The organism is Dapis purpurea BLCC-M126 (assembly GCF_050015975.1).
Lineage (GTDB): Bacteria > Cyanobacteriota > Cyanobacteriia > Cyanobacteriales > Microcoleaceae > Trichodesmium.
The window spans coordinates 14,098-31,725 of record NZ_JBNHER010000162.1; the positions used below are offsets into that span (position 1 = coordinate 14,098).

Genomic DNA, 17,628 nt, shown 5'->3' on the forward strand with positions numbered 1-17,628 from the left:
TTTATGTTTATAATTCTATAATTACTTTAATATTTAATTTCTCCATTTCCTTACCTCCCTTAACTATTCTGACTTCTTATTTCAATTATACTCAGGTTTAGTTGCTGTGATAAAAATCATGCGATCGCTAAATTTTAATACTGAATTATCCTGATATTTCTCTTCCATTTCTTTTAAACCTGCTGCTAATTCAGTATCGTTAAATTCAGAAAGCAAAAACATATAACGATTTTCTACCATTTGAAAATACTGGATTTTTGGCAATTTTAAAGGGTAGTCTATAATATCAAAATCGACAAGAAAACCTACTTTTTGAAGTAAATTAATTAGTTCTTGATAGTGAGGTTGTTTTTGTTCGTACAAATCTAGTGCTTTGGTAAATAAAGGATACTCAATAGTTGGTGGTAAGAGCAATAATAGGAAAATTCCGCCAGGAGTTAATTTTTGCCATAAATTCTGGAATAGTAGAAATTTTTCCTCTATATAATGGATAGCTTCTTTTAAGAAAATTTTATTATAAGTTCCTGGTTTTTGAGAGAATTCTACTCCATCCATTTTGATAGGATTTAATAGACTATTTGTCGGAATTTTTTCTAGCATTTCCGCAGAAGGATCTACACAAATAATCGGTTGCTGTAACTGAGTTTGATTGAGAATTTCTTTGCTATAAATTCCTGTTCCACAGCCAATATCTACCAAAATATCTGTGGGAGTTAGGTGTAGATGTTCGATAATTTTTTCAGTTGTGAATTTAATATATTCAGGAGAGTATGACCAGAGATTATCGTAAATATTGGCGATTTTTTTGTAATGATTTTCGGAAGGGTTGTTTGTCATAGTCAGGAAGGCACAATACAGGTATACGGATGATTATAAAGAATAAATATAGACCTTGAATTTATTGTACTGTGCAACACTATAAAATTATAGTATACTAATAATAGTAGAATAAAAAATCAACAACATCAATATAGCGACCAAAGGCCACAACTATGAAGGAGACTATTGCAAGCAACCTTAAGCACTACCGCGAGGGTCAGCACTTCTCCCAAGAATCCTTGGCCCAAAAGGTAGGAATCAGTTGCCAGAACCTGAATGAGTATGAAAATGCCATAACTCTAGCAAATAGTAAGATTCTTTCTGCCTTAGCTCGTGCCTTGGGTATAACCCTTGACGACCTACTACTCGCAAAAAGTCAGAATAAAACTAGCTTTCGTTTCCGGTCTCATGCGTCTTTTGCCAAAGACAAACAACCTCAACTTCTTACGCAAGTGCTGCGGATGCTGGAAACCTATAATCTTCTGGAAAAAGCAGTCGGTATTCCCCCCTATGCTCCAGAAACCACTTCTTGCCATCAAATTGAAGGTAATGAAAAGCATATCCAAACTACTGCTACTCGGTTTCGTCGTAGTCTGGGATTAGGTGAGGGTAAGATTTATAATTTATTTGAAGCAGTCGAAGCAGTTGGTTTAAAAGTATTATGCACGCCTATTCCCATTAAAAACTTTTTTGGTTTGAGTGCTTGTAGTTCTGCTGAGGGCGCATTTGTTCTAGTCAACACTCATAATATTACTATTGAACGACAGATATTTACCCTCGCCCACGAAATCGGACATTTAATTTTTCATCGAGATGATTATCAGGATACACTTTTGGAAGAGGGAACAAAAGAAGAAGAAAAAATGCGGGAAACAGTGGCTAATTATTTTGCAGGTAATTTGCTTGTTCCTGATTTAGAGCTAGAGCGCCTCTACGACCAGAATTATGATATAATTCCACTCAAGGAATATTTTCGAGTCAGTTACCAGGTTATTTTGAAACGTCTAGATCAGATGCAATTTATTGACTATAGCCAAAAAATCAAGAAAATTAAAGCTATTTATAAAAGAAAAAATAATGGTGTTCCTCTGAATAATTCAACAGAGTTACCACCGACTCTAAAAGAGGAAGAATTTCCAGAAAACCAACGTTATAAAAAACTTATCTGGCAAAGTCTTGACCTTGGCAAAATTTCTGAACTAAAAGCAGCGGAACTTTTGCAGATTACAGTTGAAGAATTAGGGCTGCGTCGTCAAGAAGCTGAGGTTTATGCTATTAGATAACGGAACAATTCTTGATGCTACTGCAATTATTGATTTTCTCTGGCTAAACGAGTGGGAGTGGTTAAAACAAAATTACAGTCCTTTATATGTTGCTCAAGAAGTTTTAGACTCAGACAATTTAGAGCTACCTACCCGCGAAGCAGCCAGGGAAAATCTTACTCCACTCAATCTAGACACAGAAGAAATGTATGTCAGTTTTCTAGAATTTAGAGTTAAAGCACCGTTACTTAGCGAAGCCGATCGAGCAACCTTAGCCTTAGCTCGTCATCAGTTATTACTCTGTGCTAGTGATGATAAGTTAATGACACAAATCTGTGAAGAATATAAAATTCCCTATACTCGAACACTAAGATTATTAACTGAGATGGTGAAAACTCGACACAAAACAATTCCAGAAGTGAAAGAAATGGCTGATATGTTAATCGAAGAGCGAGGTAAACGTATTGCTCCAAAAGTTTTAGATGATTGGCATAATCAACTTAGAAACTTATGCAGTGGCTAAGGATGCGAATTTTAACAATTATAAATAAGCTAAAAGTCAAAACCCGCACTAAAGTTTACGAAACCACACTCACCACAGTTTCTTGACACTGACTTTCCAACATCAAACCATACTCCAAACCTTCAACAACTGCCTGATAAGAAGCATCCAAAATATTAGTAGAAACTCCTACAGTCGTCCACCGTTGTTGACCATTACTCGACTCAATTAATACCCTAGTTTTAGCAGAAGTCCCCGCTCCACCATCCAAAATTCTCACCTTATAATCTGTTAAATAAAAATTAGCGATCGCTGGATAAAAATTTTCTAACGCCTTCCGCAAAGCAGCATCCAAAGCAGAAACCGGACCATTTCCTTCCGCAGCTTCTAGAATATCTCTACCATCAACAGCAACCTTCACCGTTGCCAGAGAATTAGAAACTTTACCACTTCCCTTATCCAAATGCACTTGGAAACCTTTAATTTCAAAGAAATGTTGCCGTTGCTCTAAAGCGGTTCGCATCAATAATTCAAAACTCGCCTCTGCACCCTCAAACTGATATCCCTCATTTTCTAACTCTTTCAACTTATCCAAAATTTTTCTACAAGCAGGGTTTTGGCGATCTAGTTCTATACCGAAACTTTTCGCCTTTGCCAACACATTACTCAAACCAGCTTGATCAGAAATCACAATACGACGACTATTACCTATTTGTTGCGGTTGAATATGTTCGTAAGTTAGAGGGTTACGTTCCACCGCCGACACATGAATACCACCCTTGTGCGCAAAAGCTGATAAACCTACAAACGGCGCATGATCGTCAGGAGCAAGATTAACTATTTCACTGATACCTCGACTCGCCTGAGTTAGTTTTTCCAGTTGTTGCGACTGAATACAGTCATAACCCAACTTGATTTGCAAATTAGGAATTAAAGTACAAAGGTTAGCATTACCGCAACGTTCCCCATAACCATTAATAGTTCCCTGCACCATTAACGCACCTTCCATCACCGCAGATAAAGCATTAGCAACAGCAGTTCCCGAATCATTATGAGTGTGAATACCTAAATTAGCATTGGGTAAAGCTTGAGAAACATCTGCCACTATTTGACTAATTTCGTGGGGAAGAGTACCGCCGTTGGTATCGCACAAAACTAACCATTCTGCTCCAGCATTATGAGCAGCAGCTAAAGTTTCCAAAGCATATTCAGGATTATTTTTATAACCATCAAACCAATGTTCGGCATCATAGATAACCTGGCGACTTTGACTGCACAGATAAGAAATTGTATCTGAAATCATTGCCAAATTTTCTTCCAGAGTAGTTTTCAACCCTTCGGTGACGTGCATATCCCAAGATTTACCAAAAATTGTCACCCACCGCGTACCCGCAGACAAAATAGGTTGGAGAGTAGGATCGGATGCTGCCTGTTTTCCAGGACGACGGGTTGAACAAAATGCTACCACTTCTGCTTGAGTCAGGGGTTGTTCTTTAAGTTGCCAGAAAAATTGTACGTCTTTAGGATTTGCACCAGGCCAACCACCTTCGATAAATGGAATCCCTAAACTGTCGAGTTGGTGGGCGATGCGTAGTTTATCTTCCAGGGATAGGGATAGTCCTTCTCGTTGGGCACCGTCGCGCAGAGTTGTGTCGTAAATCCAGATTTTGTTCATGGTGGTTGATGCTAGGTTTTAGGTACTAGGTTAGTCAATCATACAACCTAGTTTGAAGGAAGATACTTACAATTAAAAGATTTTTCAACTTAATTTAAACTTTATCATTTATAGGTAAATTTTTGCAGAAATTATATCATTGGAGAGTGTATTTATCTTAAAATAGTTTAATCTAATTAATTTAACGCGGAAACCACCCTTACTATTGCAGTATTTTATGTGAATTTTTAGCTGTTGCTATATAATTAATATTAGTCAAAATAATGAAATAATTTGTTATGGTTAAGATTCAGGCTCAGGGCAAAATTATAACTTGCGCTAAAGGAGAAAATCTACGTCAAGTTTTACTGAAAAATAATGTTGATGTTTATAATGGCAATGCCTCAATTATTAACTGTCGTAGTATTGGTACTTGTGGCACTTGTTCTGTAGAAATAGAGGGAGAAGTTTCTCAACCTCAATTGCGAGAAAAAGCTAGACTTTCTTTGCCCCCCCATGTTCCTAATTCTCAGAAACGTTTATCTTGTCAAGTGAAAGTTTTAGGAGATATAAAAGTAACTAAATACAATGGTTTTTGGGGTCAAGGTTCTGAGATTGTCTGGACTCCTGAAGGTTAATTTCAGTTATCAGTTATCAGTTATCAGTACCTCGAATCTGAAGATGGACTAGGTAGTAGGGAGTAGGGGGAAATAATTGATGATTTATCTGCATGGGATTGATTTTATTTTTGATTATCCGAGATGTCTATTCAATTCCCTTACGGTTTTAACCAAAGGTAATTATCCATTATCAATTATCCATTATCCATTAATGAATTCTTACTTTATTTAATATGAATAAATCCAACGATATCCTAATTATTGGTGGCGGTATTATCGGTCTATCAATAGCAATAGAACTAAAATTACGCGGAGCAAAAGTAACAGTTATTAACCGAGATTTTCCGCAAATTGCCACAAATGCTGCTGCTGGAATGTTAGCTCCCCAAGCCGAAGCTATTCCTCCTGGTAAAATGTTAGACTTATGTTTAAAAAGCCGGGAATTATATCCAGAGTGGGTGAAAAAAATAGAATCAATTAGTGGTTTAGAAACTGGTTATTGGCCTTGTGGAATTTTAGCTCCAGTTTATACACTAAAAGATAGAGAAAATTATGCTTTACCAAACCTAAGTTATCAATGGTTAAATCAAGTAGCAATTCATCAATATCAACCAGTATTAAGTCCTGAAGTAATTGGAGGTTGGTATTACTCTCAAGATGGGCAAGTAGATAGTCGTTATTTGTATCAATCAATGATTGCCGCAGTTCAAGAATTAAAAATTGAGATTCAATCAGAATTTGTAACAGAAATAGTTCGCAAAAAAGATAAAATTCAGAGCCTCAAAACATCAATAGGTGAATTAGAAGCAGAACATTATGTCTTAGCTACAGGTGCATGGTCGCAGGAGTTATTACCAGTTCCTGTTTTTCCGATAAAAGGGCAAATGTTATCATTAAAAACTCCCCCAGATGTAAGTACACAAAATTTACCTTTACAGCAAGTTTTATTTGGAAATCAAACTTATATTGTACCTCGCAAAGATGGCAGAATAATTATTGGTGCAACTTCTGAAAATATCGGATTTGTTGATGGAAATACTGCTGCAGGAATTCAACAATTACTAGGAAATGCAATTAGATTATATCCAGGTTTAAGAGATTACGAAATCTTAGAATTTTGGTGGGGTTTTCGTCCTAATACTCCTGACGAAATGCCAATATTAGGAGCCAGTAATTATGATAATTTGACATTAGCAACTGGGCATTATCGGAATGGAATTTTATTAGCACCTGTAACAGGAATGTTGATAGCCGATTTAATTTGGAATAATCAGTCCGATCCGTTATTAACAGCTTTTAATTATTCTCGGTTTATGGAAGTGGCGAGTAAAGTTTGAGGAAGTTATGGGATATTAAATTCAGTAGTATTAGTATAAATAAAGTATAGAAACCGGGTTTGTATGATCTGCCCTACTTACTAATATCCGTTTCCCATAAACCCGGTTTCTTATAACACTTCAAAGCAAGCAGATTTGATATGGAATGACTTTTGATTTAGTAGATTTAATTTATTTGGTGAAAATACTTAAACTAGGAAAATAATAGTAGAAAAAGAAGAGAAAAAATTAGTACATTCACTGATGCAGAGTTGTTTAGATTCTTGATAGAGTACAGTTGAGATAAAAATTCAATCATTTGTTAGAGAATATATATACGAATGACTACTACAAAATCAGGAAAGAAGTCAGAGATATTAACTCTTGCTAAACAGGGAAATATCACAGCGATCGCATCTGTAACTTAATTATTTTTTTAAAGATCAAGGAATTACTACTCAAGTCACTATTATAGATAGTGTATTGTGTTTAACTCTAAAATCTCTAGAAGTACCAGACAAAAAAAATCTGTTTCTTTTGTGAATAAAGCTCTTGTAAAATTAGGAATAGAATCTATTCATTCTGTCAAAGTTTCTGGTCAAGATATAAGTACAGATTCTCCTCAGTTGACTGAATTTATTAGTTTGTACAATCAAGCTAAAATACAACGAAAAATAATCAAATCTGTAGAATCTAAAGAATCAGATAATCAACAACAAAATACAAAGACCAAAACTGAGCAAAAGAAATTAGATAAACTGATTAAATTGTCTCAATGCAGTATGTGGTTAACTTCTGTATTAGGTTTAACTATTCCTATAGCTACATATATTTATACCAAGCGTAAAGTTGCTTTCTATATTTGGTTTTTCGTATTTGGAATTTTCTTACAAGGTATCCTATCTGCAATTTTAATCAACTTTTTACTAGAAAATACTGATGGTGAAGAGATATTTATTAAAGCATTTTATTTGCCTTTCTTAGTAGTGTCGTTTGTTAGCATTATTGACAACTGTATGGCAATTAAGCGAGCGCGGAGACAAACTTATTTATTAACTGGAGAAAAACCTTGGAAACAGAAACAGAAAAACAAACCGGAAAACCAACAAAAACAAAATAAAGCAAATAAATGGCCTATATGGTTTCCTTATCCTATTTCATGGCTAAAAAGTTTATTTCTGTTGATATGGACAGTAATTATAATTAGAATTTTTGGTTTCTGGAGTGGGATTATAGGGTTGATTTTATCCGAAGTTGCAGGCAGTGAAACTCTAATTCTAAAAGCTACAGCATTAGGACTAATGTTATCTATACTTGTGTTCTCTTATATTGACCATATTTTTTCTAATAAAAATATTTTCTCTGGTAAAAAGCCTTTTTCAAGATATTCGATTTTGTTTCCCAGTCTAATAAGTATATGGCAAGGTTTTTATGGTCATATTGTAATAGTTTTAGCTTCTATAATCTTGATGATTATTCTTTTACCATTTTTATCTATTTGTGACTATCAAACATTAGGAGATTTTGGATATTGCACTCGAATGGCAGGAACAAAACTAACTAACTATGATGAATTAGTTGGTTACTTTGCACTAATAAGTTGGTTGACTATAGTGGCGTATTTTTATCAAATTGAGAATTGGTTAAGGAAAAATTTTTCTCTCAATGATTTAGGCAAATTTATTCTGACAATATTTATTATTCTATCTTTAAACGGTCAGATTTCAATAATTGCACAACTCTTGTAAAACAGTAGCATAGCTACTATTTTTATTCCTTATTTAAAAATTCTTGTTTATTACTTATTCTTTCTTTCTTCTTGAACTATAGAAAAACCATTATAAGGAGATTTATCAGGCAATATTACTTCAAAATTTACTCGGTCTACCATCTCTGCTGAACGTACTTCCAAATTCCACTTACCAGGAGTTAATTGCCAAAAAAAAGAATTACCAGAATTAACGGTTAACTTCTCTCCATTCAACCACCATTCCACAGATTTTTGTGCATAATTTGCCAACTTAAATTCCAACTTTTGTTCTCCTGCGCTACTATCAATTAAAAAGTAATCATCCTCTTGGGGAAATAAAATTTTTAACTCACCATCAACCAAACTAGACTTACTTTGCCTTGCTAACCATTCGTTATATTCAGCAGGTAAATTTACCACTCGATCGCTATTAGATAAATGCTCGTATTTTACTAACTTTTCTGGATAAAAATACTCTGTCATTACCGACGGACAATCTGATTTAGGACGCAATCCAGAAATTGTACAAACTGGGCGCTGAACCATATTTTTTGGTGTGGGGAAAAAAGTCGGTTCATTCTTTTCATGTAAATGCAGCATAATTCGATTCCATAAAGGTGCAGCACCCATAACTCCCGATATTTGCATCATCGGTTTACCACTAAAATTACCTACCCAAACTGCTACAGTATAATCTTTGGAAAAACCAACCGTCCAAGTATCTCGAAAATCTGAAGAAGTACCAGTTTTTACTGCTGCTGGAAATGGCAAATTTAAAGCCGAATTAACTCCAAATTCTGTAGCTCTAGCATGACTATCGCTCAACATATCTGTGATTAACATCCATTCAGATTTTGCTTTAGGTAGTGGGGGTAAATTTTTGGTTTTTGTCTGTGAATAATCTTCTCTCATTCTATCTTGAAAAAAAGTTAGTTTTTCCAAATATTTCTCTCTCTCCCCCCTTTCAAAGGGGGGTAGGGGGGATTCTTTTTGCCTTTCTGTTGTAACAATAGGAGTAAATTCTCCTTGTTTTGCCATTATTAAATAAGCTTTTGCCAACTCCCATAAACTCACCTCTCCACTGCCTAAACTTAAACCTAAACCATAATATTCTGGCGATGCTTTTAAATGTGTAAAACCTAATTGATGTAGACGACTTAAAAAATTCTCTACTCCCACTTTTTCTAATACTCGCACTGCCGGAATATTCAAAGAATTTGCCAAAGCAACCCTGACAATAACAGGTCCTAAAAATTTATCTTTATTATAATTAGTAGGACTATAAAGTTGAGCGCCGGGAATTGCATAATATGTAGGTACGTCTGCCAAAACTGTATTGGGATTAATTACTCGATTTTCTAATGCTAATTGATATAAAAAAGGCTTCAACGTCGAACCAGGTTGACGCAATGCTTGTACCCCATCATTACTACCCATTTTTTGATAGTCAAAATAATTAGGAGAACCCACATAAGCTAATACTTCTCCAGTGTAATTATCAATAACAATAGCAGCAGCATGATTGACATTATAAGGCTGCATATTTTTAATTATCTGCCCTACTTGAGCAGTAACAAATTGTTGTAAAGGTCTGTCGATAGTAGTGCGAATAACTGTAGGGGTAGCTGTCGTAAATAAGTTGTGATTAATATTATTAGTAGATAGATTTTCAGATAACCAAAAAAGGAAATGTGGCGCTGCAATAATACCTTGATTTTCTGGTTGTAAAGTTATTTCTTCAGCAAAGGTTTTTTCCGCTTGAGTTTGGGTAATATAGTTGTCTTCAACCATCCGCTTCAGAACATAATTTTGACGTTTTTTGAGAATATTCCAGTGGTAATAGGGGTTGAGATCGGTAGGATCGTTGGGTAAAGCAGCAAGAATGGTCGCTTGAGCGAGGTTGAGATCGGTAGCGGAGATGCCAAAATAGTTACGGGATGCTGCTTCTACACCATAAATGTTTCCTCCCATTGGTAAGCGGTTGATATATGCTTCGAGGATTTGATTTTTGTTCATCCCTGCTGTCAGGCGCCAAGATAACCATATTTCTCTAACTTTGTTGCCGAAAGTGCGCGGAGTGGGTTCCAACATTCGAGCAAGTTGCATCGTAATAGTAGAAGCACCACTGACTATTTGTTTTGCTTGGATAGCTTCCAGGAGCGATCGCCCAATTGCTTTCATATCCAGAGCGCCATGTTGATAATATCTTTTATCTTCGGCAGCAATAATGGCGTTGATAAATATAGGTGAAATTTTATCTAAGGGTACGACTACAGTATTTTCTTGATCGCGAGTGAGGATAGTTCCCAGAGGGAGAGCGTTACGATCGCTAAATTTGAAAGTTTGTTGATGTTGAATTATGTCTTGAGAGCGAATCGGGAAAAAGTAGGGAAGCGATCGAGCAGTTAAGCACAACAGTGCAAAACCGAGAATAAATTTTGGGGTGTGGTTTGCTGCCATTTTTGTTTAATATGTTTGGTAATTTTTATCATAACAAGTTTGACGATCAGTGCTTTTCAAATAATATACCTCTGGTGTTAAAGCGCAACTGTGAACCTCTTTAGCGATCGCTATACTTAATTTATTGCTGTGGACGTTTAACTAGAATCAATTGACCTATTAATGTTTCTTGAGTAGAAATTACATCATTAATCTTGAAATTTTTCTACTGGAGTTAGTGCCAAAAGTTGGGATTCTAAATCTTTTAATTTCATAGTTTCCTCCTGAGTATCTATGATTATTTTAGCTGACTTCTTCTTCTGTTAAATATTCTTTAGGAGGAATGTAATTTGTGTTTTGATTGGCAATTATGGTTTGGGAGGTAGAGATATTATATAATTGTATCATTAGCAATAACTAGAACTCAGAAATTACCTTGCTCCAATTCTTAACTCATTTATTTTTGATAGAAATTGGCAAACTTAGAGTAATCGTCCTATAGTGATGGTAAAATTTTCTTTATTAGTCAAGTCTTTAATTAAAAACTAGAAATCATTCTTAATTCTTAAGCATACCAAAATAATGAAATATAGTAAATTTTTCAATCCTACTCTGGAAAAACTAACATTAACAATTCATACCTGGTTAAAATTCCTAAGAATTAGACTGAAAAAACAATTCCAAATAACTATCTTAATTTTAGCAACTTTCCTAAGTATTTTATGTATATCAATTATACCTGCAAAAACTCAAGAAAAACCTGTAACTATCCAAGTATTAATACAAGCTCTAGAAGCTAGTTTCTGGGAACCACTTCAAGCAGATTTTAACAAAACTCACCCCAATATTAACCTAGAAATTGTCAAAGGTCCTAACGATACTAACCTAGTAGAAGATTTATATACATCCTCTTTTTTACTAGGAGATTCTCCTTATGACTTAGTTTATATGGATATAGTTTGGGTGCCAAAATTTGCTGCTGCTAACTGGTTAAAAGACCTTTCAGAAAAAGTCGATATACAACAACTACAAAAAATATATTTACAAGGAGACGTTGCAGGCGGAATTTATCAAGACAAACTCTATCGAATGCCATTAAATTCTGGTGGAGGAATGCTTTATTACCGTACCGACTTATTAAAAAAAGGTGGATTTGAACCTCCTAATACTTTTGCAGAAATCATCAAAATATCCCAAGAATTGCAAAAACAAGGATTAGTGGAATGGGGTTATGTTTGGCAAGGTAAACAATATGAAGGTTTATCAGCAATGTTTATCGAAATTCTGGAAGGTTATGGTGGTTTTTGGGTAAATTTAGAAACAAATGAAGTAGGTTTAGATAAACCAGAAGCAATCGCAGCAGTAGATTTTTTACGCCAAACTATTAGTCAGGGAATTTCTCCTCCTGGAATAACGACTTATGCAGAAGAAGAAACCCGTCGTTTATTCCAAAGTGGCAATACAGTTTTTTTGCGTAATTGGCCGTATGTTTATCCATTAGCATCAGCATCAAAAATAGCTGGAAATTTTGATATTAAACCAATGATTCATGCTCCCGGAAAAAATAGTGGAGCTTGTTTAGGAGGATGGGGCTTAGGAATAGCTAAAACTACAAAACATCCAGAGGAAGCATGGGAAGTTATTCAATACTTCAACCAACCAGAAGTACAAAGAAAATTTATTTTAGAAACAGGATTTGTTCCAGCGAGAAAATCCCTTTTTAACGACCCTATCCTGCTAGAAAAATTTCCTTACTTACCAAACTTATTCCCAGTAGTAAATAATTCTGTATTACGTCCGCCCATTCCTCAATATGCTCAAGCATCAGATATTTTACAACGTTATTTGAGTGCTGCTTTAACAGGTTCCCGTACACCAGAGTCAGCAATGAAAGCTGCAGCTAGAGAAACTCGTGTTTTGTTAGGAGAAAGAAGGAGTCAGGAAACAGGAGTCAGGAGACAGAATTAATTTTCAGTAACTAGAAAGAAGGAGTCAGGAGACAGGAGACAGGAGACAGAATTAATTTTCTATAGTTCCTCTACCTTGATTTTTTTTCATTGAACAATTACTGTAAATTAGGATTTTATTCAGGTATATTACTAGGGGGAAAGATGCCCGCACTACAAAGATTTAAAGGTTAATATTTGTACCTCATATACCTGAAATATGCTATAAATTTTTGTCTATTGAAAGGTTACTATAGCAGTTCTTTACTTTAATCTATGAGGTACAGTTTTAGATCCCACTCCGTCCCCCTTAAAAAGGGTGAAGCCTTCAAAGTCTCCCTTAAAAAAGGGGATTTAGGGGGATCGTAAATGTACCTCAAACTGCTAATAACTATGGGAATTGCTATATAAATTTCAATTTTAGTATTGGCAAAAACTTCAAGTTTGCTAGACGATTTGGTTACCAAACCCCTACGATATTAACAGGACTTACGCATTTCTGAGTCTTAAACACTATGTATTTATAACGTTACAGTTTTTGAACGCTATCTAACGCTATATATAGTGTCTCTGCGTAAGTCCTGATTAAATTGTACAAATACTACTGTTGATATTGCTCCCTTAAAAAAATCTATGAAAAATTCCCAAACTACTTTTATCCCCAATTCTCTTGAAAAAAGAGAAAAATTAACAGGATGGCTATTAATAACCCCAGCCATTCTAATATTACTATTTGTCTTTGCTTATCCAATTGGTCGCGCTCTTTGGTTAAGTCTATTCACACAAAATCTTGGCACAGAATTAAAGCCTATTTTTTCCGGCTTAACCAACTATAGCAGAATATTAACTGATGGTCGTTTTTGGCAAACTTTATGGAACACAACAATATTTACAACTTTCTCCATTTCCTTAGAATTAATATTAGGAATGAGCATCGCCTTAATCTTAGATAAATCATTCCGAGGTAGAGGTTTTGTTCGTACTATTAATCTCATTCCTTGGTCATTACCAACAGCAGCTATTGGGTTAGGTTGGGCATGGATTTTTAACGACCAATTTGGCATAGTTAACGATATACTTCTCCGCTTAGGATTAATTCAAACTAATATTACTTGGTTAGGCGATCCATTCCGAGCAATGTTGGCAATGATTATTGCTGATGTCTGGAAAACAACACCATTTATTGCCATTATTTTATTAGCAGGTTTACAATCAATTTCTTCTGATTTATATGAAGCTCATGCTATTGATGGCGCAAACCCAATTCAAAGTTTTCAACAAATTACTATCCCACTATTAATGCCACAAATAATAATAGCTTTGTTATTCAGATTTGCTCAAGCATTCGGCATTTTTGACCTGGTACAAGTAATGACAGGAGGTGGACCAGCAGGAGCCACAGAAACAATTTCCATCTATATTTATGCTACTATTAGACGTTATTTAGACTTTGGTTATGGATCTTCTTTAGTAGTAGTAACTTTTCTATTATTAATTCTTGCAGTGGCGATCGCTACTACGGTTATGCAGAAATTAAAAGTCAAAAATTAAAAGTTTTTGTTTGTAGTTGGGCTTTAGCCCTCTATTCCCTTTAAAAGAAAAAACGGGAAGCGTAAAGTTAAGAGTTTTTGTTTGTAGTAGGGCTTTAGCTCTAACATAGATTTAATGGGCTAAAGCCCTACTACGAGCTAAACATCAAAAGTTAAAATAAGGAATCAAAAATGTCTATATCAAAAAATCAATCGTCAATCAAAATAGGCAGAATAATTCTGTGGATAAGTGTAGTTTTAACTGTAATATTTTGCCTCGCTCCAGTCTTATGGCAGTTACTCACATCTTTCAAAACTAATGAGGCAATATCAGCAGTTCCTAATGTCTACTTCCCCACCCCAAACCAATTAACTTTTGACCACTATCTCAGTCTCAGTTGGAATTTTCTTCGCTATATTTTTAATAGTGCTTTTGTTTCCATTATTTCGACAATTATTTGTTTAGGAATAGGAGCGCCCGCTGCTTATACTTTGGCACGATTAAAAATACCTGGAGAAAATATTATTATTGCCTGTGTTTTAATCATCAGTCTGTTTCCCTATGTATTGTTATTTTTAGGACTATTAGAAATTATTAGAGCTATTGGTTTAGGGAATAATTATATATCTCTAATTATTCCTTACACAGGTATTAACTTACCTTTGACAATTCTGGTTTTAAGAAGCTTTTTCCAACAGTTACCAAAAGATATAGAAGACTCTGCCAAAATAGATGGTTACAACACAATTTCTATGTTGTGGAATATTGTTTTACCTCTCACAATTCCAGCATTAGTAACCACAGGAATTTTAACTTTTATTTTTGCTTGGAATGAGTTTATTTTTGCCCTGACTTTTATTACTCGTTCAGAAATGTATACTATTCCTGTTGCAGTTGCTCAAATAGGCGGTACATCTCTGTTTGAAATTCCCTATGGGCCTATTGCTGCAGCAACAGTAACAGGTACATTTCCTTTAGTGATTTTAGTATTGGTGGCTCAACGGCGAATCGTTCAAGGTATTACTGCAGGTGCTGTTAAAGGTTGATATAGGGTGCTGAAGTGCGATAGCCTAACGCACCCACCTTCAACAATTAATAATTAGGGCTAGCTGATTAAATCTAGAAGGATTCATATCATGTCAGCTTGAATACTTATACTTTGGTAGAAGCAACCCAGAGGGCAGAAGGCAGAAGGGTTTATTACAATTGTGACTTAATTCTATACACGCTCCGATGCTACCGGACATGATATCACAGGTAAAGATTTTAGCCTTAAGTCTAACCATAGATAGAATGATAGGGGAAAAATAATAATATTTTTGTTATTGCTGTAATTTACAAAAAAAGAGCTTGGCCTATATATTGGTAGGTTTTAAATAAAAAAGGTTCGACTAATTTGAGGGAGTAAAAAGCACTTATCAAACCAGTTTTACGGTTACTAACAAAATATCAATTGGTGATTATTGGAGATCGATAATTTTGCTAACGCAAAGCTTCGCTAACGTCGAATTATCTCAGTGGCTAAAAGTTAGAGCTAGAACTCACTCGTATTAATTTTATCTTCAGACAAAAACAAGATACTAACTATAGAACCCCTAAGCGTATCTTTATAAATATGCGCGTTAGCTAGGAGTTAGGAGACAGGAGGAAAGAGGGAAGATGTGGGGAGAAATAATAAAAAAAATTCAACACTCCTTGAGATAATTTTTCCTCATTCTTGATGCACGAATAGACTTAACTTGCATAATTATATAGATCTCAAATGGGTTCTATAGAAAAAATCGTCAAAAATACCATTTATTTCGGAAATTTTATAAAATTATTTTTCAATAATTATAGCGGTTTTCACAAAGGTAGACTACAAAATTTCTTCCTTCTTACTTCTTCCTTCTTCCTTTCAACCCAAATTTCTGTACTCTATATTAATGAAAACTGCTATAAGTTTTCTTTCCGATTGACGTAAGTAGTGGCCAGTTTTTGTAGGGGCACCCCTTGACCCCTATCGCTATCGGCGGCCTACTTTCTTAATTATTACTCTTAAAGCTGTAAAAGCACCATTAGAAAAGACTTGAGTGAATGATAGTGACGCTCATCACCAGTCAACACTTATTTGCTTAACTGTTTTATAATTGAATATATCACTCTATAACAACCGAAAAATTACGGATATTCCGGATTTTTATCACCACTTAAACCTGAAAATTGGGAAATGATTAAACCACAGAGTTAATTACTCAGAAGCAAAATTTTAGGAGGCATTCAATCCCACGGTTTCGGAAGAGAGAGCTGGAGTGGTAACACTCCCCTCGACTCTACCTCTTATCTAGACGACTTCTAGAACAAATCGTCACAATGTTTATTTTTGTCTAATCTCCAAACTTAAGCCAAATAAGACTTATTGTTTGAGTTTTTTCAACAAACACACAATGTAGGAATTAAGTTAATTATGTCTGCTGTTAAAGTGACTCCAACTGAAGCTCAAATTAATCAATGCCAAGACAATATCAATAAATTTATTAACTCAATTCGGAACAATCCAGATCAACGAGCAGGCGCATGGCCGTATAATAAATTCCATAAACCAGGGGAACCTATTTACGGCACAGTAATGATGTTTCATGGTTTTAGCTCAAGACCAGATCAAATGTGGCGTTTATGCGATTATCTTTTTAACAATGGATTTAATGTCTATCAAGCAGGATTGGCTGGGCATCCTTTTATCCATGCTGAAGTAAATTGGCCAAACATTTCCATGAAGCCAGAATACAGACAACCCATAGTAGACACTATTAATCAAGATCCCATTTTAAGGGACATATTTCAGAGCCTGGGCCAAGACAATAAATCTGGAGAACAAAAAGCACCCACCCTAGCGCAAGAACTTAAACTTGTAGAACGGATTGTAGAATTAAATCCGATTCGCTTAGCTGAAATGATTGAAGCCTTAACCCATCCAAAAGATAAGCAGTTTAATGATTTTTTTGATTCTAGTCATGCACACTATCTAGATTATGCGCGTCAACGTTTTCAGGAAATCGAACCTATGCCTGGGGATATTTATACTGTAGGCTTATCTGTCGGTGGCGCAACAGCTATCAGTTTAGCTGAAGAATATCCAGAGCGGGTTAAAAAAATTGTTGCTTATGCACCTTTATTAAAAAACATTGAAACAAAAGGTCAAGAATGGCAAGTTGACTTAATTGGTAGCCTGAATATGCTTCCCCCAACCAACTGGAATCATATGTCATTTCCTGTTAGTTGTTATAGTGCAATTAACCGATTTGGAGACTTGGTTCGTTCTCAAGAAAATCTTGAAAAAATCAAAAATATCTCGACTTTTCTAGTATTAACAGATAATGATGATGCTGCTGATATAGAAACCAATCAACATTTTTTCCAAGAAATTGGAGGAGAGACTGGAGGAAATCGTTACTTTGAATATAATAAAGCTGACCTTGTTCCTCATCCAATGATCGATCCTACAGAAGAGAGTCAGCACCTAAAAAATCATTTCTGGAAAACTCTTTATCAAGAAACTTATCGCTTTTTAACCACAGGAGATGTGATTACCAATAACATGCATAAAATGGAACAAGATCAAAATTTACCTCTTGTCGCCCCCTTATAGAACACCTAGGTAAGAGTCAGTGGGAGCTTTTCAAAAATGAGCGTGCCGACTCACAGTTGGCATCCCTAAATAATTAAAGTTTTCACATCTTGAAAAAGTGAGCCATAAATAATATCATGTTCGGATGATCACTTATAATAAAACCAGAATCATTACAGTAGA

The 17,628-nt window shown here is 35.1% G+C and carries 12 protein-coding genes; 9 read left to right on the plus strand and 3 right to left on the minus strand.

Annotation, left to right across the window (positions count from 1 at the left end):
* Positions 1-81: 81 nt before the first annotated feature.
* Positions 82-837, minus strand: a complete 756-nt coding sequence (locus ACP6PL_RS14565) for a class I SAM-dependent methyltransferase (RefSeq protein WP_426545983.1) — start codon at positions 835-837, stop codon at positions 82-84.
* A gap of 155 nt (positions 838-992) precedes the next feature.
* Between ACP6PL_RS14565 and ACP6PL_RS14570 the strand changes: the two genes are divergently transcribed.
* The gene (locus tag ACP6PL_RS14570) at positions 993-2,102 is read left to right on the plus strand and encodes an ImmA/IrrE family metallo-endopeptidase (RefSeq protein ID WP_426545984.1); all 1,110 of its coding nucleotides are present in this window, start codon (positions 993-995) and stop codon (positions 2,100-2,102) included.
* A complete protein-coding gene (locus ACP6PL_RS14575; RefSeq protein WP_426545985.1) occupies positions 2,089-2,604 on the plus strand; it encodes a PIN domain-containing protein in 516 nt (171 codons plus the stop codon). The genes ACP6PL_RS14570 and ACP6PL_RS14575 overlap by 14 nt, the downstream gene beginning before the upstream one ends.
* 55 nt (positions 2,605-2,659) lie before the next feature.
* Here ACP6PL_RS14575 and cimA read toward each other — a convergent pair whose 3' ends face one another.
* The gene (gene cimA, locus ACP6PL_RS14580) at positions 2,660-4,258 is read right to left on the minus strand and encodes a citramalate synthase (RefSeq protein ID WP_426545986.1); all 1,599 of its coding nucleotides are present in this window, start codon (positions 4,256-4,258) and stop codon (positions 2,660-2,662) included.
* A 278-nt stretch (positions 4,259-4,536) separates the two neighbouring features.
* On the opposite strand from cimA, the gene ACP6PL_RS14585 reads away from it, so the two are divergent.
* From ACP6PL_RS14585 to ACP6PL_RS14595, 3 genes are all read left to right on the plus strand, one after another.
* Positions 4,537-4,875: a 2Fe-2S iron-sulfur cluster-binding protein gene (locus ACP6PL_RS14585; RefSeq protein ID WP_426545987.1), complete on the plus strand. Its 339-nt coding sequence runs from the start codon at positions 4,537-4,539 to the stop codon at positions 4,873-4,875.
* 215 nt (positions 4,876-5,090) lie between these two features.
* Positions 5,091-6,194 carry a glycine oxidase ThiO gene (gene thiO / locus ACP6PL_RS14590; protein WP_426545988.1) on the plus strand — a complete coding sequence of 368 codons (1,104 nt, stop codon included), beginning with the start codon at positions 5,091-5,093 and terminating at the stop codon, positions 6,192-6,194.
* Positions 6,195-6,658: 464 nt separating this feature from the next.
* Complete coding sequence (locus tag ACP6PL_RS14595) at positions 6,659-7,921, plus strand: hypothetical protein (protein ID WP_426545989.1); 1,263 nt, start codon at positions 6,659-6,661, stop codon at positions 7,919-7,921.
* A 50-nt stretch (positions 7,922-7,971) separates the two neighbouring features.
* Here ACP6PL_RS14595 and pbpC read toward each other — a convergent pair whose 3' ends face one another.
* Positions 7,972-10,383: a penicillin-binding protein 1C gene (pbpC, locus tag ACP6PL_RS14600; protein ID WP_426545990.1), complete on the minus strand. Its 2,412-nt coding sequence runs from the start codon at positions 10,381-10,383 to the stop codon at positions 7,972-7,974.
* Between the two features lie 561 nt (positions 10,384-10,944).
* Here pbpC and ACP6PL_RS14605 point away from each other — a divergent pair.
* From ACP6PL_RS14605 to ACP6PL_RS14620, 4 genes are all read left to right on the plus strand, one after another.
* Positions 10,945-12,330, plus strand: a complete 1,386-nt coding sequence (locus ACP6PL_RS14605) for an ABC transporter substrate-binding protein (protein ID WP_426545991.1) — start codon at positions 10,945-10,947, stop codon at positions 12,328-12,330.
* A 611-nt stretch (positions 12,331-12,941) separates the two neighbouring features.
* Positions 12,942-13,859 (plus strand): carbohydrate ABC transporter permease, encoded by a 918-nt coding sequence (locus ACP6PL_RS14610; protein ID WP_426545992.1) that lies wholly within the window; start codon positions 12,942-12,944, stop codon positions 13,857-13,859.
* Between the two features lie 170 nt (positions 13,860-14,029).
* A complete protein-coding gene (locus ACP6PL_RS14615; RefSeq protein ID WP_426545993.1) occupies positions 14,030-14,884 on the plus strand; it encodes a carbohydrate ABC transporter permease in 855 nt (284 codons plus the stop codon).
* Between the two features lie 1,400 nt (positions 14,885-16,284).
* A complete protein-coding gene (locus ACP6PL_RS14620; RefSeq protein ID WP_426545994.1) occupies positions 16,285-17,466 on the plus strand; it encodes a hypothetical protein in 1,182 nt (393 codons plus the stop codon).
* The last annotated feature ends 162 nt before the right edge of the window (positions 17,467-17,628 follow it).